This window comes from Achromobacter pulmonis (assembly GCF_021733725.1).
In the GTDB taxonomy this organism is placed as follows: Bacteria; Pseudomonadota; Gammaproteobacteria; order Burkholderiales; family Burkholderiaceae_B; genus Achromobacter; species Achromobacter pulmonis.
Genome location: NZ_JAIFOT010000001.1, coordinates 1,575,033 through 1,596,811, shown reverse-complemented (window position 1 = coordinate 1,596,811; position 21,779 = coordinate 1,575,033). Strand labels below are relative to the sequence as shown.

Annotated in this window: 22 protein-coding genes; 15 read left to right on the top strand and 7 right to left on the bottom strand. The window is 64.6% G+C overall.

Annotated elements, in window-relative coordinates; translation table 11 throughout:
• Positions 1-4: 4 nt before the first annotated feature.
• Together cyoE and K2W61_RS07340 are read left to right on the top strand one after the other, a co-directional pair.
• Positions 5-895 (top strand): heme o synthase, encoded by an 891-nt coding sequence (cyoE, locus tag K2W61_RS07345; protein ID WP_175133394.1) that lies wholly within the window; start codon positions 5-7, stop codon positions 893-895.
• Positions 896-912: 17 nt separating this feature from the next.
• Complete coding sequence (locus K2W61_RS07340; protein ID WP_236755348.1) at positions 913-1,518, top strand: SCO family protein; 606 nt, start codon at positions 913-915, stop codon at positions 1,516-1,518.
• Between the two features lie 69 nt (positions 1,519-1,587).
• On the opposite strand, the gene K2W61_RS07335 is transcribed toward K2W61_RS07340, so the two are convergent.
• Positions 1,588-1,809, bottom strand: coding sequence for a DUF3717 domain-containing protein (locus tag K2W61_RS07335; RefSeq protein ID WP_175133347.1), 222 nt, complete (start codon positions 1,807-1,809; stop codon positions 1,588-1,590).
• Positions 1,810-1,940: 131 nt separating this feature from the next.
• Between K2W61_RS07335 and K2W61_RS07330 the strand changes: the two genes are divergently transcribed.
• The 6 genes from K2W61_RS07330 (at position 1,941) to K2W61_RS07305 (ending at position 8,796) form a co-directional block, all read left to right on the top strand.
• Positions 1,941-2,603, top strand: a complete 663-nt coding sequence (locus tag K2W61_RS07330; protein ID WP_236755347.1) for an outer membrane lipoprotein — start codon at positions 1,941-1,943, stop codon at positions 2,601-2,603.
• Between the two features lie 43 nt (positions 2,604-2,646).
• A complete protein-coding gene (locus K2W61_RS07325; RefSeq protein WP_175140281.1) occupies positions 2,647-3,420 on the top strand; it encodes a PhaM family polyhydroxyalkanoate granule multifunctional regulatory protein in 774 nt (257 codons plus the stop codon).
• Between the two features lie 62 nt (positions 3,421-3,482).
• On the top strand, positions 3,483-4,856 hold the full coding sequence (glmU, locus tag K2W61_RS07320; RefSeq protein ID WP_236755345.1) for a bifunctional UDP-N-acetylglucosamine diphosphorylase/glucosamine-1-phosphate N-acetyltransferase GlmU: 1,374 nt from the start codon (positions 3,483-3,485) through the stop codon (positions 4,854-4,856).
• Positions 4,853-6,253 carry an MFS transporter gene (locus K2W61_RS07315; protein ID WP_175133343.1) on the top strand — a complete coding sequence of 467 codons (1,401 nt, stop codon included), beginning with the start codon at positions 4,853-4,855 and terminating at the stop codon, positions 6,251-6,253. Before glmU ends, K2W61_RS07315 begins: the two co-directional genes overlap by 4 nt.
• Before the next feature lie 162 nt (positions 6,254-6,415).
• Complete coding sequence (locus K2W61_RS07310) at positions 6,416-7,738, top strand: UDP-glucose dehydrogenase family protein (RefSeq protein WP_175133342.1); 1,323 nt, start codon at positions 6,416-6,418, stop codon at positions 7,736-7,738.
• Positions 7,735-8,796, top strand: a complete 1,062-nt coding sequence (locus K2W61_RS07305) for a glycosyltransferase family 4 protein (protein ID WP_236755343.1) — start codon at positions 7,735-7,737, stop codon at positions 8,794-8,796. Before K2W61_RS07310 ends, K2W61_RS07305 begins: the two co-directional genes overlap by 4 nt.
• Positions 8,797-8,823: 27 nt before the next feature.
• On the opposite strand, the gene K2W61_RS07300 is transcribed toward K2W61_RS07305, so the two are convergent.
• On the bottom strand, positions 8,824-9,312 hold the full coding sequence (locus tag K2W61_RS07300) for an Lrp/AsnC family transcriptional regulator (protein WP_175140278.1): 489 nt from the start codon (positions 9,310-9,312) through the stop codon (positions 8,824-8,826).
• A gap of 152 nt (positions 9,313-9,464) precedes the next feature.
• Here K2W61_RS07300 and glmS point away from each other — a divergent pair, with 152 nt between their 5' ends.
• From glmS to K2W61_RS07280, 4 genes are all read left to right on the top strand, one after another.
• Complete coding sequence (gene glmS, locus K2W61_RS07295) at positions 9,465-11,297, top strand: glutamine--fructose-6-phosphate transaminase (isomerizing) (protein WP_175133339.1); 1,833 nt, start codon at positions 9,465-9,467, stop codon at positions 11,295-11,297.
• A 279-nt stretch (positions 11,298-11,576) separates the two neighbouring features.
• A complete protein-coding gene (locus K2W61_RS07290) occupies positions 11,577-11,891 on the top strand; it encodes a DUF1153 domain-containing protein (protein ID WP_236755342.1) in 315 nt (104 codons plus the stop codon).
• A gap of 22 nt (positions 11,892-11,913) precedes the next feature.
• Positions 11,914-12,723 (top strand): IS3 family transposase, encoded by an 810-nt coding sequence (locus K2W61_RS07285; protein WP_236756956.1) that lies wholly within the window; start codon positions 11,914-11,916, stop codon positions 12,721-12,723.
• A gap of 149 nt (positions 12,724-12,872) precedes the next feature.
• Positions 12,873-13,970 carry a type VI immunity family protein gene (locus tag K2W61_RS07280; protein WP_236755340.1) on the top strand — a complete coding sequence of 366 codons (1,098 nt, stop codon included), beginning with the start codon at positions 12,873-12,875 and terminating at the stop codon, positions 13,968-13,970.
• 227 nt (positions 13,971-14,197) lie between these two features.
• Here the strand turns inward: K2W61_RS07280 and K2W61_RS07275 are convergent, their stop codons facing one another.
• Positions 14,198-14,665 (bottom strand): nuclear transport factor 2 family protein, encoded by a 468-nt coding sequence (locus K2W61_RS07275; RefSeq protein WP_175133338.1) that lies wholly within the window; start codon positions 14,663-14,665, stop codon positions 14,198-14,200.
• Between the two features lie 117 nt (positions 14,666-14,782).
• Here K2W61_RS07275 and K2W61_RS07270 point away from each other — a divergent pair, with 117 nt between their 5' ends.
• Positions 14,783-15,352 (top strand): TetR/AcrR family transcriptional regulator, encoded by a 570-nt coding sequence (locus K2W61_RS07270; protein WP_175133337.1) that lies wholly within the window; start codon positions 14,783-14,785, stop codon positions 15,350-15,352.
• A 184-nt stretch (positions 15,353-15,536) separates the two neighbouring features.
• On the opposite strand, the gene K2W61_RS07265 is transcribed toward K2W61_RS07270, so the two are convergent.
• Together K2W61_RS07265 and K2W61_RS07260 are read right to left on the bottom strand one after the other, a co-directional pair.
• A complete protein-coding gene (locus K2W61_RS07265; RefSeq protein ID WP_236755339.1) occupies positions 15,537-16,550 on the bottom strand; it encodes an alpha/beta hydrolase in 1,014 nt (337 codons plus the stop codon).
• A 52-nt stretch (positions 16,551-16,602) separates the two neighbouring features.
• Complete coding sequence (locus K2W61_RS07260) at positions 16,603-16,788, bottom strand: hypothetical protein (protein WP_175133335.1); 186 nt, start codon at positions 16,786-16,788, stop codon at positions 16,603-16,605.
• 115 nt (positions 16,789-16,903) lie between these two features.
• On the opposite strand from K2W61_RS07260, the gene K2W61_RS07255 reads away from it, so the two are divergent.
• Both K2W61_RS07255 and K2W61_RS07250 read left to right on the top strand, forming a co-directional pair.
• A complete protein-coding gene (locus K2W61_RS07255; protein WP_175133334.1) occupies positions 16,904-17,761 on the top strand; it encodes an AraC family transcriptional regulator in 858 nt (285 codons plus the stop codon).
• Positions 17,762-18,115: 354 nt separating this feature from the next.
• The gene (locus K2W61_RS07250; RefSeq protein ID WP_175133333.1) at positions 18,116-18,406 is read left to right on the top strand and encodes a hypothetical protein; all 291 of its coding nucleotides are present in this window, start codon (positions 18,116-18,118) and stop codon (positions 18,404-18,406) included.
• Positions 18,407-18,508: 102 nt separating this feature from the next.
• Here K2W61_RS07250 and K2W61_RS07245 read toward each other — a convergent pair whose 3' ends face one another.
• Together K2W61_RS07245 and K2W61_RS07240 are read right to left on the bottom strand one after the other, a co-directional pair.
• On the bottom strand, positions 18,509-20,608 hold the full coding sequence (locus tag K2W61_RS07245; RefSeq protein ID WP_236755337.1) for a TonB-dependent siderophore receptor: 2,100 nt from the start codon (positions 20,606-20,608) through the stop codon (positions 18,509-18,511).
• 141 nt (positions 20,609-20,749) lie between these two features.
• The gene (locus K2W61_RS07240) at positions 20,750-21,739 is read right to left on the bottom strand and encodes an SLAC1 anion channel family protein (RefSeq protein ID WP_236755336.1); all 990 of its coding nucleotides are present in this window, start codon (positions 21,737-21,739) and stop codon (positions 20,750-20,752) included.
• Positions 21,740-21,779: the final 40 nt, after the last annotated feature.

The following is a 21,779-nucleotide window of genomic DNA, read 5'->3' as shown; positions in this document are numbered from 1 at the left end:
CATGATGACCAGTCTTGCCGCTCCCCAATCCGGATTGCTCCGCCAATATTTCGTGCTCACCAAGCCGCGCGTCACCCAGTTGGCGGTGTTCTGCGCGGTGATTGGCATGTTCCTGGCCGTGCCGGGCGTGCCGGACATGCGGCGGGTGCTGTTCGGCACCATCGGCATCTGGTTGCTGGCGGCGGCCGCCTTCGCCATCAATTGCCTGATCGAGCAGGAAGTCGACGCGCGCATGCTGCGCACGGCGCGGCGCGCCACCGCGCGCGGCACCATTTCCGCGTTCCAGGTGCTGAGCCTGTCGGGCCTGCTGGGCGGGGCCGGCATGTTCGTGCTGTACACGCTGGTCAACCCGCTGACCATGTGGCTGACCTTCGCCACCTTCGTCGGCTACGCGGTGATCTACACCATCATCCTCAAGCCGCGCACGCCGCAGAACATCGTCATCGGCGGCCTGTCGGGCGCCATGCCGCCGGCGCTGGGCTGGGCGGCGGTGGCCGATTCGGTGCCGGCCGAGGCCTGGCTGCTGGTGCTGATCATCTTCATCTGGACGCCGCCGCATTTCTGGGCGCTGGCGCTGTACCGCAACCATGACTACGCCAAGGCCGGCCTGCCGATGCTGCCGGTGACGCATGGCCAGCAGTTCACCCGCTTGCACATCCTGCTCTACAGCATCGCGCTGGTCGCCACCACGCTGCTGCCCACCGCGATCCGCATGAGTGGCGCCTTGTATCTGCTGGCGGCGCTGGTGCTGGGCGGCATGTTCGTGTCGTACGCCTGGCGGCTGTACCGCAACTACAGCGACGAACTGGCCCGCAGCATGTTCCGTTTTTCCATTCTCTACCTGGCGCTGCTGTTCGGCGCCCTGCTGGTGGACCACTGGGTCGCGCTGCTCTGACCCCCTGGAGGTTGTCGATGTCCGTATTTTCCGCCAGCCGGTGCCTGGCCCTGCGCCTGGCCACGGCCGCCGCTTTCACCGCCGCCCTGGCCGCCTGCGGTGAGCAGGCGCCCCAGTTCAAGGGCAGCGACATCAGCGGCACCCAGCTGGGCCGCGGCTTGGAACTGTCGGACTACAACGGCAAGACGCGCACGCTGCAGGACTTCGCCGGCAAGGTGGTGGTGGTGTTCTTCGGCTTCACGCAATGTCCCGACGTCTGCCCGACCTCGCTGGCCGAGCTGACCGAGGTCATGAAGAAGCTGGGGCCGGACGCCGAGCGCGTGCAGGTGCTGCTGATCACCGTGGACCCCGAGCGCGACACGCCGGAAGTGCTCAAGCAATACGTAACGGCGTTCGACCCGCGTTTTCTGGGTTTGACCGGCACGCCCGACCAGGTGAAGAAGGCGGCGGCCGCGTTCAAGGCCTACTACGCCAAGGCGCCGACCAAGGACGGCAACTACACCATGGACCATACCGCGGCGTTCTACCTGCTCGACGGCAAGGGCGAATCGCGGGTGCTGGCCAACAACAACATCGGGGTGGATGCCCTGGTGCACGATATCCAGGCCCTGCTCAAGGGCTGACGCCGCGACCGTCGCCGGCCCCCGGCCGGATGTCGCGGCCGGGCGCGCTTGCTCAAAGGCCCGCAGGCGTCATTGGCCGCCGGCCGCGCGCCAGCCGGCCAGCGCATCGCGGGCCGGGTCGGTGAGTTCCGCCTCGGGCACTTCGCGGCGGTGCGACATGATCATCAAGGCATAGGGGGCGGCCAGCGCGGCCGCTTCGGGACACAGGCGGCATTCATCGCCGGTCGAAGGCGAGCGGTTGCGCCAGTAGTTGATGGCCGCTTCGATCTGAGGCAAGGTGATGGCATTCATGAGGCTATTTTCCACGAATGCCGGGGGCTGTCCAATCGCCTTGGCGCAGCAATGAAGCGTCACCATCGCAACATGCCGAAACTGCGTCCGGGTGCTATACCACTGCCGGTTAGTAACGATGGAGCATCGTCATGAATTATCCCGCCCCTACCGAATCTCCCCGCCGCGGCCTGCATCCGCTGGTCGCGGCCGCCGCCGTCGCGGTGATCGTCATGTGCTCGGTCGGTGTGGCCGCCGTGATGGGCTGGCTGCCGACGCCATCGGCCACGCCGCACGCCGAGGATGCGCGGATCCAGGCTGGCCCCGAGGGCGGCAACCTGGCGCCGGCCCAGCCCGCAAGCCCCGGCCAGCCGCAGGCCCCGGGCGCGCGACCGCCAGCAGCCCAGGCTCAGGCCCAGGCGCAAGGCCGGCCCGCGCCCGCGCCCGCGCCGGCCGCGCAGGCCTGCCGCACCTGCGGCGTGGTGGAAACCATTCGCCAGGTGCCGGTGCCGGTCAAGGACAATAGCGACCATCTGGTCGGCACCATCGCCGGCGGCGTCGCGGGCGGGGTGGTCGGCAATCAGTTCGGCGGCGGCAGCGGCAAGACGGCGCTGACCGTGCTCGGGGCGGTGGGCGGCGCTTTGGCAGGCCGTGAAGTTGAGCGTAATATCAGGCAGCAACAAACGGTGACGCACTATGAGCTCACGGTCCGCATGAACGACGGCAGCACGCGCCAGTTCCGCAGCGCGCAGCCGTTCGCTTTCGCGTCCGGCGATCACGTGCGCGTGGAGAACAACCAGCTGCTGCCGGGATGACCGTGCCGGCCGGCAGCGTTTCTTGATCTATGGGAAGACCGGAATGAGCGACCAACACAGCAACCCGTTCGTCCTGCCCGGCATGGGCCAGAATTCCGACCTGTCGGGCAATCCCTTGCTGGCCAGCATGGAAATGATGCGCCAGGCCTGGGCCGGGCTGACCGGACCGGGCGGGCTGGCGAGCAGCCTGCCGATGGCGCCGCCCATGAACCTGGAAGACCTGGATCGCCGCATCGCCGAGCTGCGTTCGGTGGAGAACTGGCTGCGCATGAACCTGTCGATGCTGTCGAGCACGATCCAGGGCATGGAAGTGCAGCGCTCCACCATCAGCACCCTGCGCGCCTTTGTCGATTCGGCCGCCAACCTGGATCTGGGTACGGTGCGCGACAGCGGCGCGGCATCGCCGCTGGAGGTGGTGCTGGGCCTGAAGCCGGCCCCGGCCGCCAAGAGCGCGCCCAAAAGCGCCCCGCAAGACGCTCCGGCCGCCGCGCAGCCTGACTCCAAGGCATCCGAGGCCGAGGGCGGCGCGGCCGGCGCCCAGCCAGGCATGAGCGAGCAGATGGGCGCGGCGGCGCAGTCGGCCTCCAAGGCCTGGTGGGACCTGCTGCAACAGCAATTCAACCAGATCGCGGCGGCGACGGCGGCATCGATGCCCGGCAGCCAGCCCGCCGCCGAAGCCGACAAATCCCAGGCCAAGCCGGCCGCCCCGGCGGCCAAGGCCGCCAAGACGGGCGCCAAGCCCGCCCGCAAGACCGCGCGCAAACCGGCCGCCAAGGCGGCCGCCAGGAACAGCGGGCCTGCCGACGGCAAGCCCTGATTTTTTCAATCCAGGCCCGGGCCGCGAGACGGCGGCGCCGGGCATTTTCGATACCGGAACCTATGCTTAATGTAGTGATTCTCGCCGCCGGACTCGGCAAGCGCATGCAGTCGGACCTGCCCAAGGTGCTGCACACCCTGGCCGGCAAACCGATGCTGGCCCACGTGCTGGACAGCGCCCGCCAGCTCGAACCGGCTCGCATCATCGTGGTGGTCGGCCATGGCGCCGATCGTGTCAAGCAGGCCTTCAGCGGCCAGGACGATCTGCAGTTCGCGCTGCAACAGCCGCAGCAAGGCACCGGCCACGCGGTCCAGCAGGCCGTGCCGTTGCTGCGCGAAGGCGACGGCAAGGACGACGTGACTCTGGTGTTGTACGGCGACGTGCCGCTGGTTCAGCCCGAGACGCTGCGCCGTCTGCTGCAGGCGCGCGGCGCCGGCGCTGCGGTGCTGACCGAAGTGCTGGCCGACTCCACCGGCTATGGCCGCATCGTGCGCGACGCGGCCGGCAATGTCTGCCGCATCGTCGAGCACAAGGACGCTTCGGAGATCGAGCGCGCCCTCAAGGAAGTCAACACCGGCATCCTGGCCGCGCCGACCGCGCAGCTCAAGGACTGGCTCTCGCGCATCGACAACAACAACGCCCAGGGCGAGTACTACCTGACCGATGTGGTGGGCCTGGCCGTGGCCGACGGCGTGCCGGTGGGCGCGGCCCAACCGGGCGCGTCGTGGGAGACGCTGGGCGTGAACAGCCGCGTGCAGCAGGCCGAACTGGAACGCCGCTGGCAGGGTGAGCAGGCGCGCCGCCTGCTCGAGGCCGGCGTGACGCTGGCCGACCCGGCGCGCTTCGATGTGCGCGGCACGCTCACTTGCGGTCGCGACGTGTTCATCGACGTGGGCTGCGTGTTCGAGGGCCAGGTGACGCTGGCCGACGGCGTGCGCGTGGGGCCGCACTGCGTGCTGCGCGACGTCAGCATTGGCGCGGGCACGCAGATCGAGGCCTTCAGCCATCTGCAGCAGGCCCAGGTCGGCGCTGACGCGCGCATCGGCCCGTATGCCCGCCTGCGTCCGGGCGCCGAGCTGGGCGACCGCACCCACGTCGGCAATTTCGTCGAGATCAAGAAGAGCGTGCTGGGCGCCGACAGCAAGGCCAACCACCTGGCCTACATCGGCGACGCCGACATCGGCGCGCGCGTGAACGTGGGCGCGGGCACCATCACCTGCAACTACGACGGCGTCAACAAGCACCGTACCGTCGTCGAGGATGACGTCTTCATCGGATCGGATACGCAGCTGGTGGCCCCGGTGCGCGTGGGCCGCGGCGCGACCCTGGGCGCAGGCACCACCCTGACCCGCGATGCGCCGGCCGATAAGCTGACGGTGTCGCGCGGCAAGCAGGTCACCGTCGACGGTTGGCAACGGCCGGTCAAGAAGTCGTGACGCCGCCGGCGTCACAGGCGCCGGCCGACGGCGCCAGGTCCGCCGTCCCGGACGGCCTGCCGGTGCCGCGCCGCTACTGGGCGGCGGCGACCGTCATGACCGGCATCAGCCTGTCGGTGCTGGACACCACCATCGCCAACGTCGCCCTGCCGACCATCGCCACCGACCTGAACGCCTCGCCGGCGCAGGCGGTGTGGGTGGTCAACGCCTACAACCTGGCGGTGGTGATGATGCTGCTGCCCCTGTCGGCGCTGGCCGAGCGCATCGGCTTCCGGCGCATGTTCACCTTCGGGCTGGTGCTGTTCACGCTGGCGTCGCTGGGTTGCGCCCTGGCCGGCTCGCTGCTGCAGTTGACGCTGGCGCGCGTGTTCCAGGGTGTGGGGGCGGCGACGCTGATGTGCCTGTTCGGCGGGCTGGTGCGCAATATCTATCCGTTGCGGATGCTGGGGCGCGGCATCAGCATCAACGCCACCACGGTGGCGGTGATGTCGGTGCTGGGCCCGACCATCGGATCGGCGATCCTGTCGGTGGCGCCGTGGCCGTGGATCTTCGCGGTCAATCTGCCGATCTGCGTGCTGGCCATGTTCGGCCTGCGCCATCTGCCGGAAGTGCCGCGCAATGATGTGCGGCTGGACTGGATCAGCGCGTTGCTGTGCATGGTGACGCTGGGGGTGTTCATTTCCGGCATCGACATGATGGGCGAGGATCTGCTGCGCGGCATCGGCCTGGTGGCGATCGCCGCCGTGGCCGGCCTGGTGCTGGTGCGCCGCGCCAGCGGCCAGCCCGCGCCCCTGGTGCCGGTGGATCTGCTGCGAATCCGGCCGCTGGCGTTCGCGGTGGCGGCGTCGGCCTGCACCTTCGCGGCGCAGATGGCGTCATACGTGTCGCTGCCGTTCTATTTTCAGCAGGTGCTGGGCCGGCCCTACCTGGAGGTGGGCATGCTGATGGGCGCCTGGCCGGTGGGCACGGCGTTGATCGCGCCATTGGCCGGACGCCTGTCGGACCGCTATTCGGCCGCCACCCTGAGCGGGATCGGCGCGGCCACCATGGTGGCCGGCATGTTGTGGCTGGCGGCGCTGCCGGCCGAGGTGGGCAATGTGTCGATCATGGCGGGCATGTTCGTGGCCGGGGTCGGCTTCGGTTTCTTCCAGACGCCGAACAATCGCGCCATGCTGTCGGCCGCGCCGCGCGCGCGCAGCGGCGCGGCGGGCGGCCTGCAGGCGACCACCCGGGTCTTCGGCCAGAGCTTCGGCACCGCGCTGGTGGCGATCGCTTTCAGCATCAGCCTGGCGCACGGCCCCGGGCTGGCGCTGGTGCTGGGCACGATCTGCGCCGCGCTGGCGGTGGTCGTGAACACGGTGCGCTTCAGCAAGCTGCGTACGCCCTCGGAGCCGTGACGGCCAGACCGGGGGGCTGGTCGGCCGCGCCGCGCTCCGCGCGGGCGGCGGCTCGCGGCAGCCCGCCGCAAGCCCTGCGGGCCGGCCGGCTTCTATAATGGCGGCCAGCGCCGCGGCGGACGGTCCCGGCGCGGTGTTTACCTATTTTTAAGGCGTTCAGGCATGAAAATCACGGTCGTGGGTACCGGTTACGTAGGGTTGGTGTCGGGGGCGTGCCTGGCCGATATGGGCAACGACGTCATGTGCCTGGACGTGGACGCGGCCAAGATCGCCCTGTTGCGCCAGGGCGGCATCCCCATCTACGAGCCAGGCCTGGAAGACCTGGTGCGGCGCAACGTGCAGGCCGGCCGCCTGCATTTCACCGATGACGTGGCCCAGAGCGTGGACTTCGGCGACGTGCAGTTCATCGCCGTCGGCACGCCGCCGGGCGAGGACGGCTCGGCCGACCTGAAGTACGTGCTGGCGGCCGCCCGCAACATCGCCCGCCACATGACCAGCCGCAAGCTGATCGTGGACAAATCCACCGTGCCGGTCGGCACCGCCGACAAGGTGCGCGCCGCGGTGGCCGAGGAACTGGCCAAGCGTGGCGTCGAGGTGCCGTTCAGCGTTGCCTCCAACCCGGAATTCCTCAAGGAAGGCGCGGCGATCAACGACTTCATGAGCCCGGACCGGGTCATCGTCGGCGCCGACGACGACTACACCATCGGCGTCATGCGCCGCATCTATGAACCGTTCCAGCGCACCCACGACCGCCTGATGGTGATGGACGTGCGCTCGGCCGAACTCACCAAATACGCGGCCAATGCCATGCTGGCCACCCGCATCTCGTTCATGAACGAAATGGCCAACCTGGCCGAGGCGCTGGGCGCGGACATCGAGCAGGTCCGCCGCGGCATTGGCGCCGATCCGCGCATCGGTTACCACTTCCTGTATCCGGGCGCCGGTTATGGCGGCTCGTGTTTTCCCAAGGACGTGCAGGCGCTGGTCAACACCGCTGCCGACAAGGCTCTGCCGATGCGTGTGATCGAGGCGGCCGAGGCCGCCAACCACGCGCAGAAGTTCCGCCTCTCGGAAAAGCTGGTGGCGCGCTATGGCGAGGACCTGAGCGGCCGCACGTTCGCGCTGTGGGGCCTGTCGTTCAAGCCCAACACCGATGACATGCGCGAGGCGCCCAGCCTGACCGTGATCGCCGAGCTGACGCGGCGCGGCGCCAGCGTGCGCGCCTACGACCCGGTGGCCATGCACGAGGCCGCGCGGGTGCTGGACGGCAAGCCCGGCGTGAGCTTCGCCACCGACATGTACGACGCGCTCGACGGTGCCGACGCGCTGTTGATCGCCACCGAATGGAAGGTTTTCCGCGCGCCCGACTTCGACCGCGTCAAGGCGTTGCTCAAGACGCCGCTGATCATCGACGGCCGCAACCTCTACACGCCGGCCGACGTGCGCGCCCAGGGCTTCGAGTACTCGGGCATCGGCCGCGCATGAAGATCCTGCAGCTCAACTTCGAGAAAGGCTGGCGCGGCGGCGAACGCCAGACGCTGTACTGCATGCGCGCGTTCCGCAACGCCGGCCACCAGGTCGAAGTGCTGTGCCGCGAAGGCGGCCCGCTGGCCGAACGCGCGCGCCAGGAAGGCTTCGTGGCGCACACCTGCCGCAACGTGCCGGCGCAACTGGCCTTCCTGGCGCGCGCGGGCAGCGGCTACGACATCATCCATGCCCAGACCGCCAACACCATCACCTGGGCCGTGCTGACCAAGTGGCTGCACCGCCGCCCGGTGGTGTTTTCCCGCCGCACCTCGTTCGTGGTCAAGCCGAACGAGGAATGGAAGACCGGCTATAAGTGGCGCCACACCGACCTGTTCGTGGCGATCAGCGACATGGCGGCGAGCGAGCCGCGGCGCCTGGGGCTGGACCCGGTCATCATCCGCAGCGCGGTCGAGCCGCACCAGATCGACCAGGACAACGTCGCCGCGCTGGTGCGCGAGTTCGGCCTGGAAGGCAAGAAGGTCATGGCCACCTCCGCTGCGCTGATCCGCGACAAGGATCCGGTGACGCTGGTGCGCGCGGTGGCCGAACTGGCGAAGACGCGGCGCGACTTTGTCTTCCTGCACTTCGGCGCCGGCGGCGACCGCGAACAGCAGGCGCGCGACGAGGCGCGGACGCTGGGCGTCGAGGACGTCTACCGCTTCGCCGGCTTTCGCAAGGGCGTCGAGGACTTCTACAGCATCCTCGACGTGTTCGTCATGAGTTCCGAGGAAGAGGCGCTGGGCAGCAGCGTGCTGGACGCCTTCCTGCAACGCGTGCCGGTGGTGTCCACCGATGCCGGCGGCCTGAAGGAAAGCCTGGCCGACGGCCGCGGCGTGCTGTGCGCGGTGGCCGACTTCCACGCCATGGCTCTGGGCATGGCGCGCTGCCTGGATGACGCCGCCTTCCGCCAGGAGATCACCGAGCGCGCCTATCGCTACGTGCGTGACGAACACGACGTGCAGAAGATGGGCAACCGCTACCTGGCGCAGTTCGAGCGCCTGCTGGCCGCCCGCTGAACCGCGCGGCGCCTGCCGGCGGGGTGCTTACCCGCGCGGATCGATGCGGGTCTCGAACTTGGCGCGATGCACCGAGAAGAATGTGCGCACATTGCGCACATTGGCGTGCGCGGTGAAGGCGCGGTGCGCCAGCGCGTGATAGGCCGGCATGTCCTTGACCTGCGCGATCACCACGAAGTCGGGTCCCGGCGACACGCGGTAGCACTGCAGCACTGCCGGTTCGGCCAGCATGATCCGTTCGAAGGCATCCAGGCTTTCGGCCGCCTGCACATCCAGCGTGATCTCGACAATGGCGGTCAGTGTGCTGCCCAGCTTGCCGGGCGCCAGGATGGCGACCTGGCGCGCGATCACCCCTTCTTCCACCAGGCGCCGCACCCGCCGCAGGCAGGTTGGCGGCGAGGCGTGCACACGCGCGGCCAGTTCCTGGTTGGTCAGGGAGTTGTCGTCCTGGAGTTGTTCCAGAATCCGCAGATCCAGGTCGTCCAGCTCGGGCAGGGTTACCGGCTGATTTTGCATGATTAATTCATTAATGCATGTTCAGTGAAATATTATTTAATCACAAATATGTAAGTGAATAAACTGTCAAATTTGACCAGATAAAGAAATCAAATTTCTTGATGGTGCGCGCACAATGCGTTCCGTACTCGAACTTTCAGGAGTCTCCCCCTATGTGCGGCATTGTTGGCGCCGTCGCCCAGCGCGACATCACCCCGATCCTGGTCGAAGGCCTCAAGCGCCTGGAATACCGCGGCTATGACTCCTGCGGCGTGGCCGTGTACGCCGACGGCCACCTGCGCCGCACGCGCAGCACCCAACGCGTGGCCGAGCTGGCCGAGCAGGTTGCCCAGGACCACCTGCAAGGTTTCACCGGCATCGCCCACACGCGCTGGGCCACGCACGGCGTGCCGGCCACGCATAACGCCCATCCGCATTTCTCGCACCTGGGCAACGACGAGCCGCGCATCGCGCTGGTGCACAACGGCATCATCGAGAACCACGACGAACTGCGCGCCGAACTGCAGGCCGCGGGTTACGTTTTCGAAAGCCAGACCGACACCGAAGTGATCGCGCATCTGGTCAATCACCTGTACGCCGGCGACTTGTTCGAGGCCGTGCAGAACGCCGTGCGTCGCCTGCACGGCGCCTACGCCATCGCCGTCTTCTGCCGCGACGAGCCGCACCGCGTGGTCGGCGCGCGCCAGGGGTCGCCCCTGGTGGTGGGCGTGGGCCAGAACGAGAATTTCCTGGCCTCGGACGCGCTGGCGCTGGCCGGCACCACCGATCAGATCATCTACCTGGAAGACGGCGACGTCGTCGATCTGCAACTGGCGCGCGTCTGGATCGTGGACGCCCAGGGCAAGAGCGTGGAACGCCAGGTGCACACCGTGCACGTGCACACCGGCGCGGCCGAACTCGGTCCCTACCGCCACTACATGCAGAAGGAAATCTTCGAACAACCGCGCGCGGTTGGCGACACGCTGCAGGACATCGAGTCCATCACGCCCGAACTCTTCGGCGACCAGGCCTACAAGATCTTCAAGGATGTCGATTCCCTGCTGATCCTGGCCTGCGGCACCAGCTACTACGCCGGCCTGACCGCCAAATACTGGATCGAGTCCATCGCCAAGATCCCGGTGGCCGTCGAAATCGCCAGTGAGTACCGCTACCGCGACAGCGTGCCGAACCCGCGCTCGCTGGTCGTGACGATTTCGCAGTCGGGCGAGACCGCCGATACCCTGGCGGCGCTCAAGCACGCCCGCTCGCTGGGCATGGAAAACACGCTGACCATCTGCAACGTGTCCACCAGCGCCATGGTGCGCGAGTGCAAGCTGTCGTACATCACGCGCGCCGGCGTCGAAATCGGCGTGGCCTCGACCAAGGCCTTCACCACGCAGCTGACCGCGTTGTTCCTGCTGACGCTGGCGCTGGCCCAAGTGCGTGGCCGCCTGACCGACGAGCAGGAGGCCGAGCACCTGAAAGCGCTGCGCCACCTGCCGGTGGCCATCGGCTCGGTGCTGGCGCTGGAACCGCAGATCATGGCCTGGGCCGACCGCTTCGCCTCCAAGGAAAACGCGCTGTTCCTGGGCCGCGGCATGCACTACCCGATCGCGCTGGAAGGCGCGCTCAAGCTCAAGGAAATCAGCTACATCCACGCCGAGGCCTATCCGGCCGGCGAACTCAAGCACGGCCCGCTGGCCCTGGTGACCGAGCACATGCCCGTGGTCACCATCGCGCCCAAGGACGAGCTGCTGGAAAAGCTGAAGTCCAACATGCAGGAAGTGCGCGCGCGTGGCGGCGAGCTGTACGTGTTCGCCGACGCCGACAGCAAGATTCAGAGCGCCGAAGGCATGCACGTGATCCGCATGCCCGAGCACTACGGCAAACTGTCGCCGATCCTGCATACGGTGCCGCTGCAGCTGCTGTCGTACCACACCGCGTGCGCTCGCGGCACCGACGTGGACAAGCCGCGCAATCTGGCCAAGAGTGTGACGGTGGAGTGAGCCGCCAGGCAGGCTGGGTGAAGATTGAAGATAAGAAATAAAGTCTGTATTAAGAAATAAAATCTGTACTCCAGCAACGTTTGTAAAAAGTGCTTGTTTAGATTTCAAAATTCACTAAGTATCTTTAAAAAGCGAAAGAGGCCGCATGCCGCGGTCTCTTTCGCTTTTGGTGTTTGGATGAGACAGCTTTATGGCGCGTGAAAACGCGAAATAAAGTCGGTCGCAGCACATGTATTGACCCAGTAAAAACCTGCTCACGTCATAATCGAGGAAATGACGATGAGCACGAAGATGGAAGAAGACATCAAACGCTGGACAGCCAAGCGCAAAGGCGCGCTGGTGCTGGACATCATCCAAGGCAAGACGACAGTGGCCGAGGCGAGCCGCCAATATGACCTGTCGCCATCGGAAGTCGAGCGGTGGGTCGATGACGGCAAGCGGGGGATGGAGAACGCCTTGCGAGCCAACCCGCAGGATGTGCGTGAACAGTACGAGCGCCAGCTTAAAGGCCTGCAAGAGGCGTACGGCGAGGCGATGCTGGAGCTGCGCGCCAGAAAAAAATTGCAGTCCCTGCTGGGCGAGGACGAGAAGTGATCGAGACTCGGCGTCCCCGACGATCCGCCAGGGACTGCAAGCCGAGGGCATCACGGTCTCGATCGCCAAGCTGTGTCGCTGGTTCGGTGTGCCGCGCCGCACGGTGTACTACAAGGCGGTGAAGTCCGCGCCAAAGGTTGACCCGAAGTTCGCCTCGCCGATCAAGGCGGTGATCGAGGAGTCGCCGTCGTTTGGATACCGGACCGTCGCGCCCCTGCTGGGGTTCAACAAGAACACCGTGCAACGCGTGTTTCAGTTGATGGGCTGGCAAGTTCGTAAGCGGCCGATCGGCTTCAGGCCTCGGATCCAGGCGCTGCCCTCGGTGGCAACGATGCCTAACGAACGCTGGTCCACGGATATGTGCCGGGTGTGGGCTGGCCGGGACGGTTGGGCAACGCTGGCGCTGGTGATCGACTGCCACACGCGCGAACTCTTAGGCTGGCACCTGTCTCGCAGCGGCAAGGCGGGCACCGCGGGTAGCGCCCTGGAACATGCCTTGATTGCGCGCTTCGGGGCGTTGGGCCGCGTACCGATACCGTTCCTGTTGCGCTCGGATAATGGGCTGGTGTTCACGTCGCGCAGCTACACCGCACTGGTACGCGGTTATGAATTGCGCCAGGAGTTCATCACACCGCATTGCCCTCAGCAGAACGGTATGGTCAAGCGCGTGATACGCACGCTCAAAGAGCAGTGTGTGCATCGATATCGCTTCGAGACGATCCAACATGCCAGCCGCGTGATCGGCGACTGGATAGGCTTTTACAGCGACCGACGACCACACCAGGCGCTTGGCATGAAAACACCGGCTGAGGCATTTGCTTTAGCCGCTTAACCTGGGCAGGTTCCGCTGGGTCAATACAAGTACGCCGTACCGGCGAGCCAGGCGCTTTACACTTTGCTGCGGATGTATATGCGCGGTCGCCTGCCCCCCTTGCCCGGTGGAATCCCTGAGCCCGCCCCCGCCGTACCCTGAGACGACCTATGACAGACTTTCATCCCGACATGAGCCGCGAGGCGTTTGCCGCAGCACTTCGCGAGAACACGCAGGCGCAGCAGTTCCCCGGGGCGATGCTCATGCCCAAGAGCCGTCACGACTATGTGGGCGCGGTCATCGCCATCACAGGCACCTTGTATTTTGAGGGGGGCCATACACAGGTTAAGCGGGACGCAATCGCACAGTGTTTTGACGATTACGTAGCGCAGGCGGGCGATGCTCTCACATGGCTGTGGCGTGGAGAGCCCCCGTCAGGCCCGCCGTGCATGCCCTACGCCAAAGCTCCGAAGATCCGCGATTTTTTCAAAACGCTCGACGAAGACGAGAAGCTCGACCTGCAGTACACGAGCGGCATCAAGCGCGAGGACGCCGGTCCCAACTCCTTTTATGTCAACGCCGCACCGGCTTGGACCGCTAAAAAAACAGGCCGTCTGGACGTGCTGCGGTTTGCGTTGCCCTTTGTTGATATTGTCGAGCAACCCAAAGTCTTTCAAGCCTTGTTCGTCGAGTTTGCAGGCCGGCTGCAAGCACTGCATGGTCATGGTGGTTTTGGTTTTGTGCTGTCCCCGTCGGAATGGAACAGTAACCAGCCCACCGAAGCCTTCGCGTCGGAGCAGGCCCGCGGCGTTGACGTAGGGGCACCAGTATTCTCCGCCATGGTGCTCAAACCCAACACGCTCAAGACGGTGTCTTGGCTGACCGCAATCAATCGCGACATGGTGACGCAGGCCGGCGGCTTGCACACGTTGCGCTCGGAATTGCCTCCGGACTGGTTTGCCTTCTATGACTATGGCGCCGGTATCGTCATTCAGGCTGGCAATGAGCCCGACCTGGCTGCGACGGCGATTGATCCTAAGCCTCCGCAGTACGCACTTCCGAACGCAGCGCTCAAACAGCTGCGCAGCGCCGTGTTTGGGCTACACCTGGCAGCCAGTGCCGCCGGCGAACCGCGGCTGACCGGACTGAAAGGCGAAGTGTGGATAGAGCGTTTCGATGTGTCTGACGACGAGCTACTCGATGTGAAGGCACGACTGCTGGATACGCCGCGGCTGGATTCAAGTCACACTCTGGACGGCCGCCTGTAGCGCAGCCGGGGAACCAGCCCCATTCCGAAAGCTGACGCTCGCGGATGGTACGCGGCCGCGGCTGGCTTGAGTAACCAAGCGAACTTTATTCCTGTTCTTCACGGCTGAAAACGGGAAATAAAGTCGGTCGCAGAGGGACTGTCAGGCCAGGCTTAGCAAGGCGAAATAGGGAGCGGAGGTCAAGCGCATGCGGGCTGGACGCTCCGACTCACCATTCTTGCGGTCGTTCAGAGGCCGAGCTCCGACAGGCCCGGATGATCGTCGGGCCGGCGGCCGAGCGGCCAATGGAACTTTCGCTCCGATTCCTTGATCGGCATGTCGTTGACGCAGGCGTAGCGGCGTTGCATCAGTCCATCAGGCATGAACTCCCAGTTCTCGTTTCCATAAGAACGGAACCAGTTGCCCGCGTCGTCGTGCCACTCGTAGGCATAACGCACGGCGATCCGGTTGCCATCGTGGGCCCAGAGTTCCTTGATGAGCCGGTAGTCGAGTTCCTTCTTCCATTTCCGATCCAGGAAGGCTTGGGCTTCCGTCCGGTTGTTGGCGAACTCGGCGCGATTGCGCCATTTGGTATCCAGCGTGTAGGCCAGTGCGACCTTCGCGGCGTCGCGCGAGTTCCAGCCATCTTCCGCGAGCCGTACCTTCTGGATGGCGGTTTCTTTCGTGAACGGCGGCAGGGGGGGACGAGTTTCCATGATTGCTCCTGGGCAAAAGAAAGTAGAACGATCTGTCTACATGCGCAGGTTAATGCAAGTGGAACGACCTGTCTACTTCAAATTGCGGGCAGTGGACCGATCTGTCTACAATGCGCCATGACACGCAACACTCCCCCCGTCGACACGCTCTCGCCTCGTGAACGCATCCTGCATGCGGCCCATGCCCTGTTTTACGGCCAGGGCATCCGCGCCACCGGGGTCGACAAGATCATCGAAGCCGCCGCTGTCACCAAGGTGACGTTCTATCGGCACTATCCCAGCAAGGAATTGCTGGTGATGGCGTATCTCGAGTTCCGCCACGAACGCTGGATGCAGTGGTTTCGAGAGAGTCTCGCTTCCAATCTGGACTCCGGCGCCTCGAAGATCGACTCGCTGGCGCTTACGCTGCGCGATTGGTTCGACAGCGAGGATTTCCGCGGTTGCGCCTTTCTGAATGCCGTGGCCGAGTTCGGCTCCACGCATCCCGCCATTTTGAAGATCGTGCGCGAGCACAAGAAGGACGTCGCGAGATGTCTGGACGTGCTCTTCGAGAGCCCTGGTCACACCCTGGGCGCCGCCCTTACGGTCGCGATTGACGGCGCCATCGTGCATGCCCAGATGGGCGAATCCACCGATCGCGCCATCGATGCGATGCGGAGTCTCTCGCACTGCGTGCTGGATGATTGACGGCCGGGAAGGCGATGGCGTCGCCGGCCATGCCTTGCGTCGTTCGATGTGCTCCAGCAGGTACCGTGAAATGGGCTTGACTGGTCACTGGCGCAGCCAGGCCAGCCAAGTTCGCGCGGCTTTTCAGCAAAAATGATCACACCCAAACCGGATACCCCTATGGCTTGGGTGCGGCTATTTCACTTCAGCGCAAACGCGCCTTCAACTCTTCACTAGCTTGATGCAAAGCGGCGCGCGTAGCCGGCACGTCAGCTAGCACATTGAGCAGGCCGAAGTCGTGAATCATGCCGTTATAGCGGGTTGAGACCACGTTCACACCTGCGGCATCCAGCTTGCGTGCGTAGGCTTCACCTTCATCGCGCAGCACGTCCTTCTCGGCCGTCTGGATCAGCGTCGGGGGAAGCCCCTTCAACTGCTCGGATGTTGCCAGCAGCGGCGAGGCGTAAATCTCCTGGCGCTGCTTCGGGTCGGTGGTATAGGCATCCCAGAACCACTTCATCATGCCCTTGGTCAGGAAGTGGCCGTTGGCATACTCGTCGTAGGACGCATTCTCGAAGTTGGCGTTGGTGACGGGCCAGAACAATACTTGCGAGCGCAGCTTGGGCGTGCCCTTGGCCTTGGCCATCAGCGCCACCACCGTGGCCATGTTGCCGCCTACGCTGTTGCCCACAATGGCCAGCCGCTTACCATCCACATTTATCTGCGAGCCGTTGTCAGCTACCCACTTGGTGGCCGCGTAGATTTCGTTGATGGCCACGGGGTAACGCGCCTCGGGCGAAGGGGTGTAGTTCACGAAAATCCCCACCACGCCGGAGTCGGCGACCAGATCGCGAACGAAGCGCTCGTGCGTCGGAAAATCGCCCAGAATCCAGCCGCCGCCATGCACGAAGATGAACGCGGGCAATACGCCTTTGGAGCCGGCGGGACGAACGATGTTCAACACGATCGGCTTGCCATCAACGGTGATCGTTTTCTCGCTCACGTCGGCAGGCGCTAGCTTCGCGCCCTTCTGTGCGCCAACAAGCACTTGGCGGGCATCGGCAGGCGACAGCGTTTCCAGTGGCTGGCCACCGCCTTTAGCCAAGGCTTCGAGGAAGGCTTGGGTATTGCGCTCGACACCGGGACTGCCTGCCGCCAGGGACAGGGTGGACGCCAGAGCCATGGCAGAGGCGGCGATGAGCTTGTTTGTGAACTTCATGATGCTGATCCTTTGGTTGAAGATGAATAGGGCCGTGAGACTCAAACGAGGCTCAAGCGCGGCTGATTTGCAGATCGACCTCAATGCCGAAACCGGTTGGGATTGCACCCGCCAGCGCCACCAAGTTCCCGTGGGGGGAAAGCCGGACTTTCAGGACGCCAACCGAAGAGGGGGCGCTCCCTTCACGACCGCCGATGGCAGTGGCTTGGGCGCGGTACAGGAGTTTTCTGATCGACATAAGGTCCTCCTTGTGACTTGAGGTTGAATGGAGCCGGGTGGCAGGACGAACTTTAGAACTGGACGCGGTACGGATGGGTTCATAAAATGCATAAAACTTGATTAGGAGTTCCAAATTGACCGATGCATGTACCGACCGCTTGGGGGCACTGCTGAACCACTTCCCGGTACGCGCACGCATGTTTCATTCGGGTGCCATGTGCGGCATCACCGATTTCTCCGCCCCAAACGAGGGTGGTCAGATGCATTTGGTCAGGACAGGGGCGGTGGAGGTCATCCATCCTGGGCGCCCCTCACTCCAGGTGAACGCTCCAAGCCTGCTGCTCTATCCGCGCCCCATGTCCAGGCGCTTTATGACGGACACCCAGCGCGGCTCAGACCTGGTGTGTGCAGATCTTCAATTCGATGGCGGAATTTCAAATCCGGTGGCGGGTGCGTTGCCCGACGTGATCTGCTTGGCGCTGGATGACGTCGATGGGGTCGATCAAGTGCTGACGCTGCTGTTCGATGAGGCATTCGGCAACAACTGTGGTCGGCATGTGCTAATTGACCGGTTGTTCGAGGTGGTGTTGATTCAGGTGTTGCGGCACTTGATGGAGACAGGGAAGATCAGCGGGGGCATGCTGGCCGGCTTGTCGCACCCCAAGTTGCGCCACGCCCTCGTGGCAATGCACGATCAACCGCGGCAAGCATGGTCACTGGATACGCTGGCCGGCATCTCGGGAATGTCCCGTACCGTATTCGCCAACAGTTTCCGCAGCGTTGTCGGTTGTACCCCTGGCGTTTATTTACAGGGCTGGCGCATCAGGTTGGCGCAGCGGGCGTTGCGACAGGGGCGGCCGTTGAAGATGATCGCGATTGAGGTTGGTTACGGCAGTGAAGCCGCGCTTTCTCGCGCATTCAAGGCACATTGCAGCATGACGCCACGGGAATGGCGAAACGGCACGCTTCCCGATAGTGCAAGCGTCCGCTGAAAGCGGCCTCGCGCGCTTCGCTTTCCGTTTTCTGAGCCCCCCCTCATTGGACGCTGGCCGGGCCGATCATGGGGCGGGAGCGCATCGGCTTGCTGGCGTCGCCATCGGAGGATTTTTGGGAAGCCCGATACGCCAAGGCGTTTTCTGTGTTGATCTTCGAGAGCCTTGCTGTTCACCCCCGGGGTGGCCCTTCATGCTCGCCATCGACGGCGCCGTCGTTCTTTGCCTTTGACCTGGTCCCCGCAGGTAGCAAGTGACTGGCCCTCGCTGAGAACCGCCAGTTTCGGAGGCCATCGCGGCGATTGCGCTGAGCAACGTAAAATGTCAGGCTTCCAGCCTCTACATGCATCCCTTATGAATCTTGAACGACTACGTCGCGAATTTCCCGACTTCGACATAACAACCCTGCCGCCCCTTCCCGAAGGATATTTCGACACGTCGAGCTATATCGATGCCGCTCCTTCGTTCGAGAACGAGGCGCGTAGTTTGAAGGTGTATGTCGACTACGCCAACTATGCCGACCGCGAATCCGGCAGGAGCCAGCGCTTCTGCGTGTCACGCTACGACGAGGAAGCTGGCGACTTCGAGGATGTCGCCCTGTCGACGAACGATTGGGCCGAAGTCATGCGCTTCCTGACCGCCTGAGCGCTCCGGGCATTGCGCGATCAACGCCACCTGCGAGCGCCACGCCGTACCGGCCGGCTGGCCGCCGGCGTTGCTCCCGCCACCCCGAAGCGCTCCGTCATCTCAATGGCGGTACGACAGCGTAAGCAAGGTAATGCGGCCATCGCCCAGCGCGACGGCGTTACGCACCCCTCCGGCGTAGTAGTGTTTATCGAGGAGGTTGTTGACGGTCAGCGCCGCGCGCCAGCGTTCCGCGTTATAGGCCACGCCAGCATCCGCCACGACATAACCAGGCAGGTCGTAGCCGTAGGTATAGCGGCTTCCTTCGCCGCGCAGGCCGCCGGTCAGTTCCCAGCCGGTCAGGCTGCCGCGCATCCGATAGCGCGCGGTCACGTTGAAGCTGTGCCGCGGGACGCTGTTAAGGCGGGTATTGTCGGTCGACGGCTGTTGGCCGCCATCGTCGACGACAACGGCCGAGAGATACGCGTAGCCTCCCGTCAGGCTCAGGCCGTTGCCCAGGTCCGACGCCCATCCCAGTTCCGCGCCGCGCGTGCGCTGCTTGCCGACCGCGATGCTGTAACCGTCGTTCAACGGGTCCGCCTGGAGGACGTTGCGGCGCTCAAGATCGAACGCCGCCACGGTGATGCTGGTTGCGCCCTCGTCAAGGTCGATTTTTACGCCGGCTTCCCATTGGCTGCCGCTTTCCGGCTTGAATGCGCTGCCGTTCGCGTCGGTGCCGCTGTTTGGATAGAACGATGTGGCATAGCTGACATAGGGCCGCACGCCTGGCAGGACCTCGTACATCAATGCGCCTGATCCCGTGATGGCGTTGTCGCTGCTGTCCTCTCGCGATTGGGTGCGATGGTCGGTCGAGTAGGTGGTTGCGGTGTCATGGCGCAGGCCGAAGACCGCGTTCCATTTCTCTCCCAAAGCGATCTGGTCGCGGGCATACAGCCCGATCGAGCGGACGGTGCTGCTGCTGTCGGTGCGCGGATTGGCGGGGCAGTTGATGGGGCTGCCGTAAACCGGTTGGTACACGTTGAGGTCCCGCACCGAGCAGTTGTACGACAGACTGTTCTCGCGCGTGCGCAGGTAGTCCAGGCCCAGGGTGATTTCGTGGCGGCCGAATCCCGTTGCGAATTTCCGCTGCGCGTTGGTGTCCAGCGTGATCGTGTCGCCGTCCCAATGCTGGTCCGTGGCGGTGCGCCGCAGCGTCTGATTGTCGGCGCGCAATAGGCCGTTGGCGACCAACTGGCCGTTGAGGGTGAAGGTTTGCCAACGCACGTTCTGATTGACCGTCCAGCCATTGTCGAAGCGATGCGTCAGCGCATAGCCCACGCGGCTCTGGTAGCCGCGATAGGGGTCCTGGCCAGGCTCGCCGGTAAAGCGGTCGCGGGGGATCGCGCCATTGGGATTTGGCTTGACCGATCCTACGATCGGCAAGCCCTGCTGGCGGATGTAACGGCGTTCCTGGTAGCTGGTCAGGATCGTGAAATCCGTGCGCGGACCCAGATCCAATGACAGCGACGGGGCTATGAACCGGTTCTTGAACCACACGTGGTCGGTTTCGTCATGCGAATTCATGGCCAGGGCATTGATGCGAAAGGCCGCCTTGCCGTTCTCCGACAAAGGCGTGCCCATGTCCAGCGTGGCCTGTCGGAAGTCATGGCTGCCCAGGGTGGTGGCGACATCGGCGAAGGCCTCGGCGCGCGGGCGTTTGCTGACCATGTTGACCAGGCCGCCAGGAAGAACCTGGCCGTAAAGCAGCGAGGCGGGCCCCTTCAGGACCTCCACTTGTTCCACGCCGAAAAGCGTTTCGGCGATGCGATTGCTTGCCGCCGTGCGCAGCCCGTCCAGGAATACGGAATCCGAGGCCACCTGGCCGCGGATGATGAGGTCGTCCCAGCCGCGACGGCCAAACTGATTGGCGACCACGCCGGGCACGTTGTGCAGCGCATCGGCCAGGGTCTGCGCCTGCTGCGCGTCCAGGACCGCCCGCGGTACCACGGTGATCGACTGGGGCGTCTTGGCCAGGGGAACGGATGACTTGTTGACCGCCGGCGGTGCGACAGGGTTGAACAGGTTGCCTTCGCCAGAATCGCCCTCCCCGGTAACGCGCACGGCGGGCAGTTGTACGGCGGAATCAGGCGTCTGCGCAGGCGCGGTGAAAGGCGCGGCAAGGGCCACGGCGGCGGCGAATGCCGGAGCGGAACGAAGGTGCATGGCAGGGATGGCTGGCGGCGAAGGGCTGGAGAGGATGGATGCGCAAAACCCCGCGCATCAATGAGAATGGAAACCATTTATTGTAACCTTACAATACGTTCCCACGCGCAACCTTCCCTGCGCCGTTGGCCAATGACGGTTTCAACCGGTCAGCAGCCTGCCATTCAGGAGCATTTGCAGCGTTCTGAAGAAGAGAACCGCGATCGCGATGCTCAGCAGGGCGAGCAGGATGATTGCAATCAGCGTGACCGGCCAGGCCTGGGCGAACATCGAGTACTTCAGCGCGGCACTTGCGAGAGCCGCCATTGGAAAGCTGATGGCCCACCATCCGGAAGCGAACGGAATTCCCTTGCGAAATACTTTGGGCGCCAGTGTCAGGAAGAGGAAGAGACCGAAGTAGAACAGCAGCCCGGAGAACGTGTCGACACGCTGGGTGAAGTTGGTGTAGGCGAGAAACCCCACTTCAAACGGCGCCATCATGATCAACAGCGACGGAATCATGGCGGCCGGCAGGGGCTCGTGATGAATCACGCGCGACATGATGATCGTAAAGAACAAGAGGGCAATCATTGTTCCAACGGCCAGTGCGAACAGGTTGAGCTCATGGGCCCACGGCATGGGCATGGTGCCCCCGGCGACCGCGATATCCAGTGTGGCGACCCCGGGAATGAACCACGCGGGAACCGCATGCCGGGTTTCGATCTTGCCCTGCAGCAGCCGGCTTGCAATGGTGAAGCTGAATGCGACCGTGGCAACGGCCCCCACCCCCCAGACCGCTTCGGCGAGCGGCTGGCTCACCGGTGAAATCACAGCGGAAAGCAGCAGGACGGCAATTGTGATCGTGCCAAAGAAGTTGCCCGCGACCGGGTGCCGAAACTCGGCGGCGACCGCCGCCGGATGCCTGATTGCCTTGGCGAGATAGCCGCCGCCAAGCACCAGGAACACCAAAATGGCAAGCAGCCCGGTTGCCGCGGATATCAGCGGCGTAACGCCGAATTGCTGGCTGGCTTGGCGCCATGCGATCGAGAGTCCGGCAATGCCCATGACCGCTGCGAACAGGTTGACGGGCAAGTGTTCAAGGGAAGCGCTGCATTGCAGGGCCTCCGGTTTGGTGCTCGAAAGGGTGGACACGGCGCATCTCCAGATGTCCGGCGCGTTCGCCGGGGACGTC

Bases quoted from the DNA above. Each gene is read 5' to 3' on its own strand.
- K2W61_RS07265 (WP_236755339.1), bottom strand. From the start codon at position 16,550: ATGAAGTTCACAAACAAGCTCATCGCCGCCTCTGCCATGGCTCTGGCG.
- K2W61_RS07335 (WP_175133347.1), bottom strand. From the start codon at position 1,809: ATGAATGCCATCACCTTGCCTCAGATCGAAGCGGCCATCAACTACTGG.
- K2W61_RS07300 (WP_175140278.1), bottom strand. From the start codon at position 9,312: ATGCAAAATCAGCCGGTAACCCTGCCCGAGCTGGACGACCTGGATCTG.
- K2W61_RS07330 (WP_236755347.1), top strand. From the start codon at position 1,941: ATGAATTATCCCGCCCCTACCGAATCTCCCCGCCGCGGCCTGCATCCG.
- K2W61_RS07280 (WP_236755340.1), top strand. From the start codon at position 12,873: ATGACAGACTTTCATCCCGACATGAGCCGCGAGGCGTTTGCCGCAGCA.
- K2W61_RS07260 (WP_175133335.1), bottom strand. From the start codon at position 16,788: ATGTCGATCAGAAAACTCCTGTACCGCGCCCAAGCCACTGCCATCGGC.
- K2W61_RS07290 (WP_236755342.1), top strand. From the start codon at position 11,577: ATGAGCACGAAGATGGAAGAAGACATCAAACGCTGGACAGCCAAGCGC.
- K2W61_RS07270 (WP_175133337.1), top strand. From the start codon at position 14,783: ATGACACGCAACACTCCCCCCGTCGACACGCTCTCGCCTCGTGAACGC.
- K2W61_RS07250 (WP_175133333.1), top strand. From the start codon at position 18,116: ATGAATCTTGAACGACTACGTCGCGAATTTCCCGACTTCGACATAACA.
- K2W61_RS07245 (WP_236755337.1), bottom strand. From the start codon at position 20,608: ATGCACCTTCGTTCCGCTCCGGCATTCGCCGCCGCCGTGGCCCTTGCC.
- glmS (WP_175133339.1), top strand. From the start codon at position 9,465: ATGTGCGGCATTGTTGGCGCCGTCGCCCAGCGCGACATCACCCCGATC.
- cyoE (WP_175133394.1), top strand. From the start codon at position 5: ATGACCAGTCTTGCCGCTCCCCAATCCGGATTGCTCCGCCAATATTTC.
- K2W61_RS07275 (WP_175133338.1), bottom strand. From the start codon at position 14,665: ATGGAAACTCGTCCCCCCCTGCCGCCGTTCACGAAAGAAACCGCCATC.
- glmU (WP_236755345.1), top strand. From the start codon at position 3,483: ATGCTTAATGTAGTGATTCTCGCCGCCGGACTCGGCAAGCGCATGCAG.
- K2W61_RS07340 (WP_236755348.1), top strand. From the start codon at position 913: ATGTCCGTATTTTCCGCCAGCCGGTGCCTGGCCCTGCGCCTGGCCACG.
- K2W61_RS07310 (WP_175133342.1), top strand. From the start codon at position 6,416: ATGAAAATCACGGTCGTGGGTACCGGTTACGTAGGGTTGGTGTCGGGG.
- K2W61_RS07325 (WP_175140281.1), top strand. From the start codon at position 2,647: ATGAGCGACCAACACAGCAACCCGTTCGTCCTGCCCGGCATGGGCCAG.
- K2W61_RS07305 (WP_236755343.1), top strand. From the start codon at position 7,735: ATGAAGATCCTGCAGCTCAACTTCGAGAAAGGCTGGCGCGGCGGCGAA.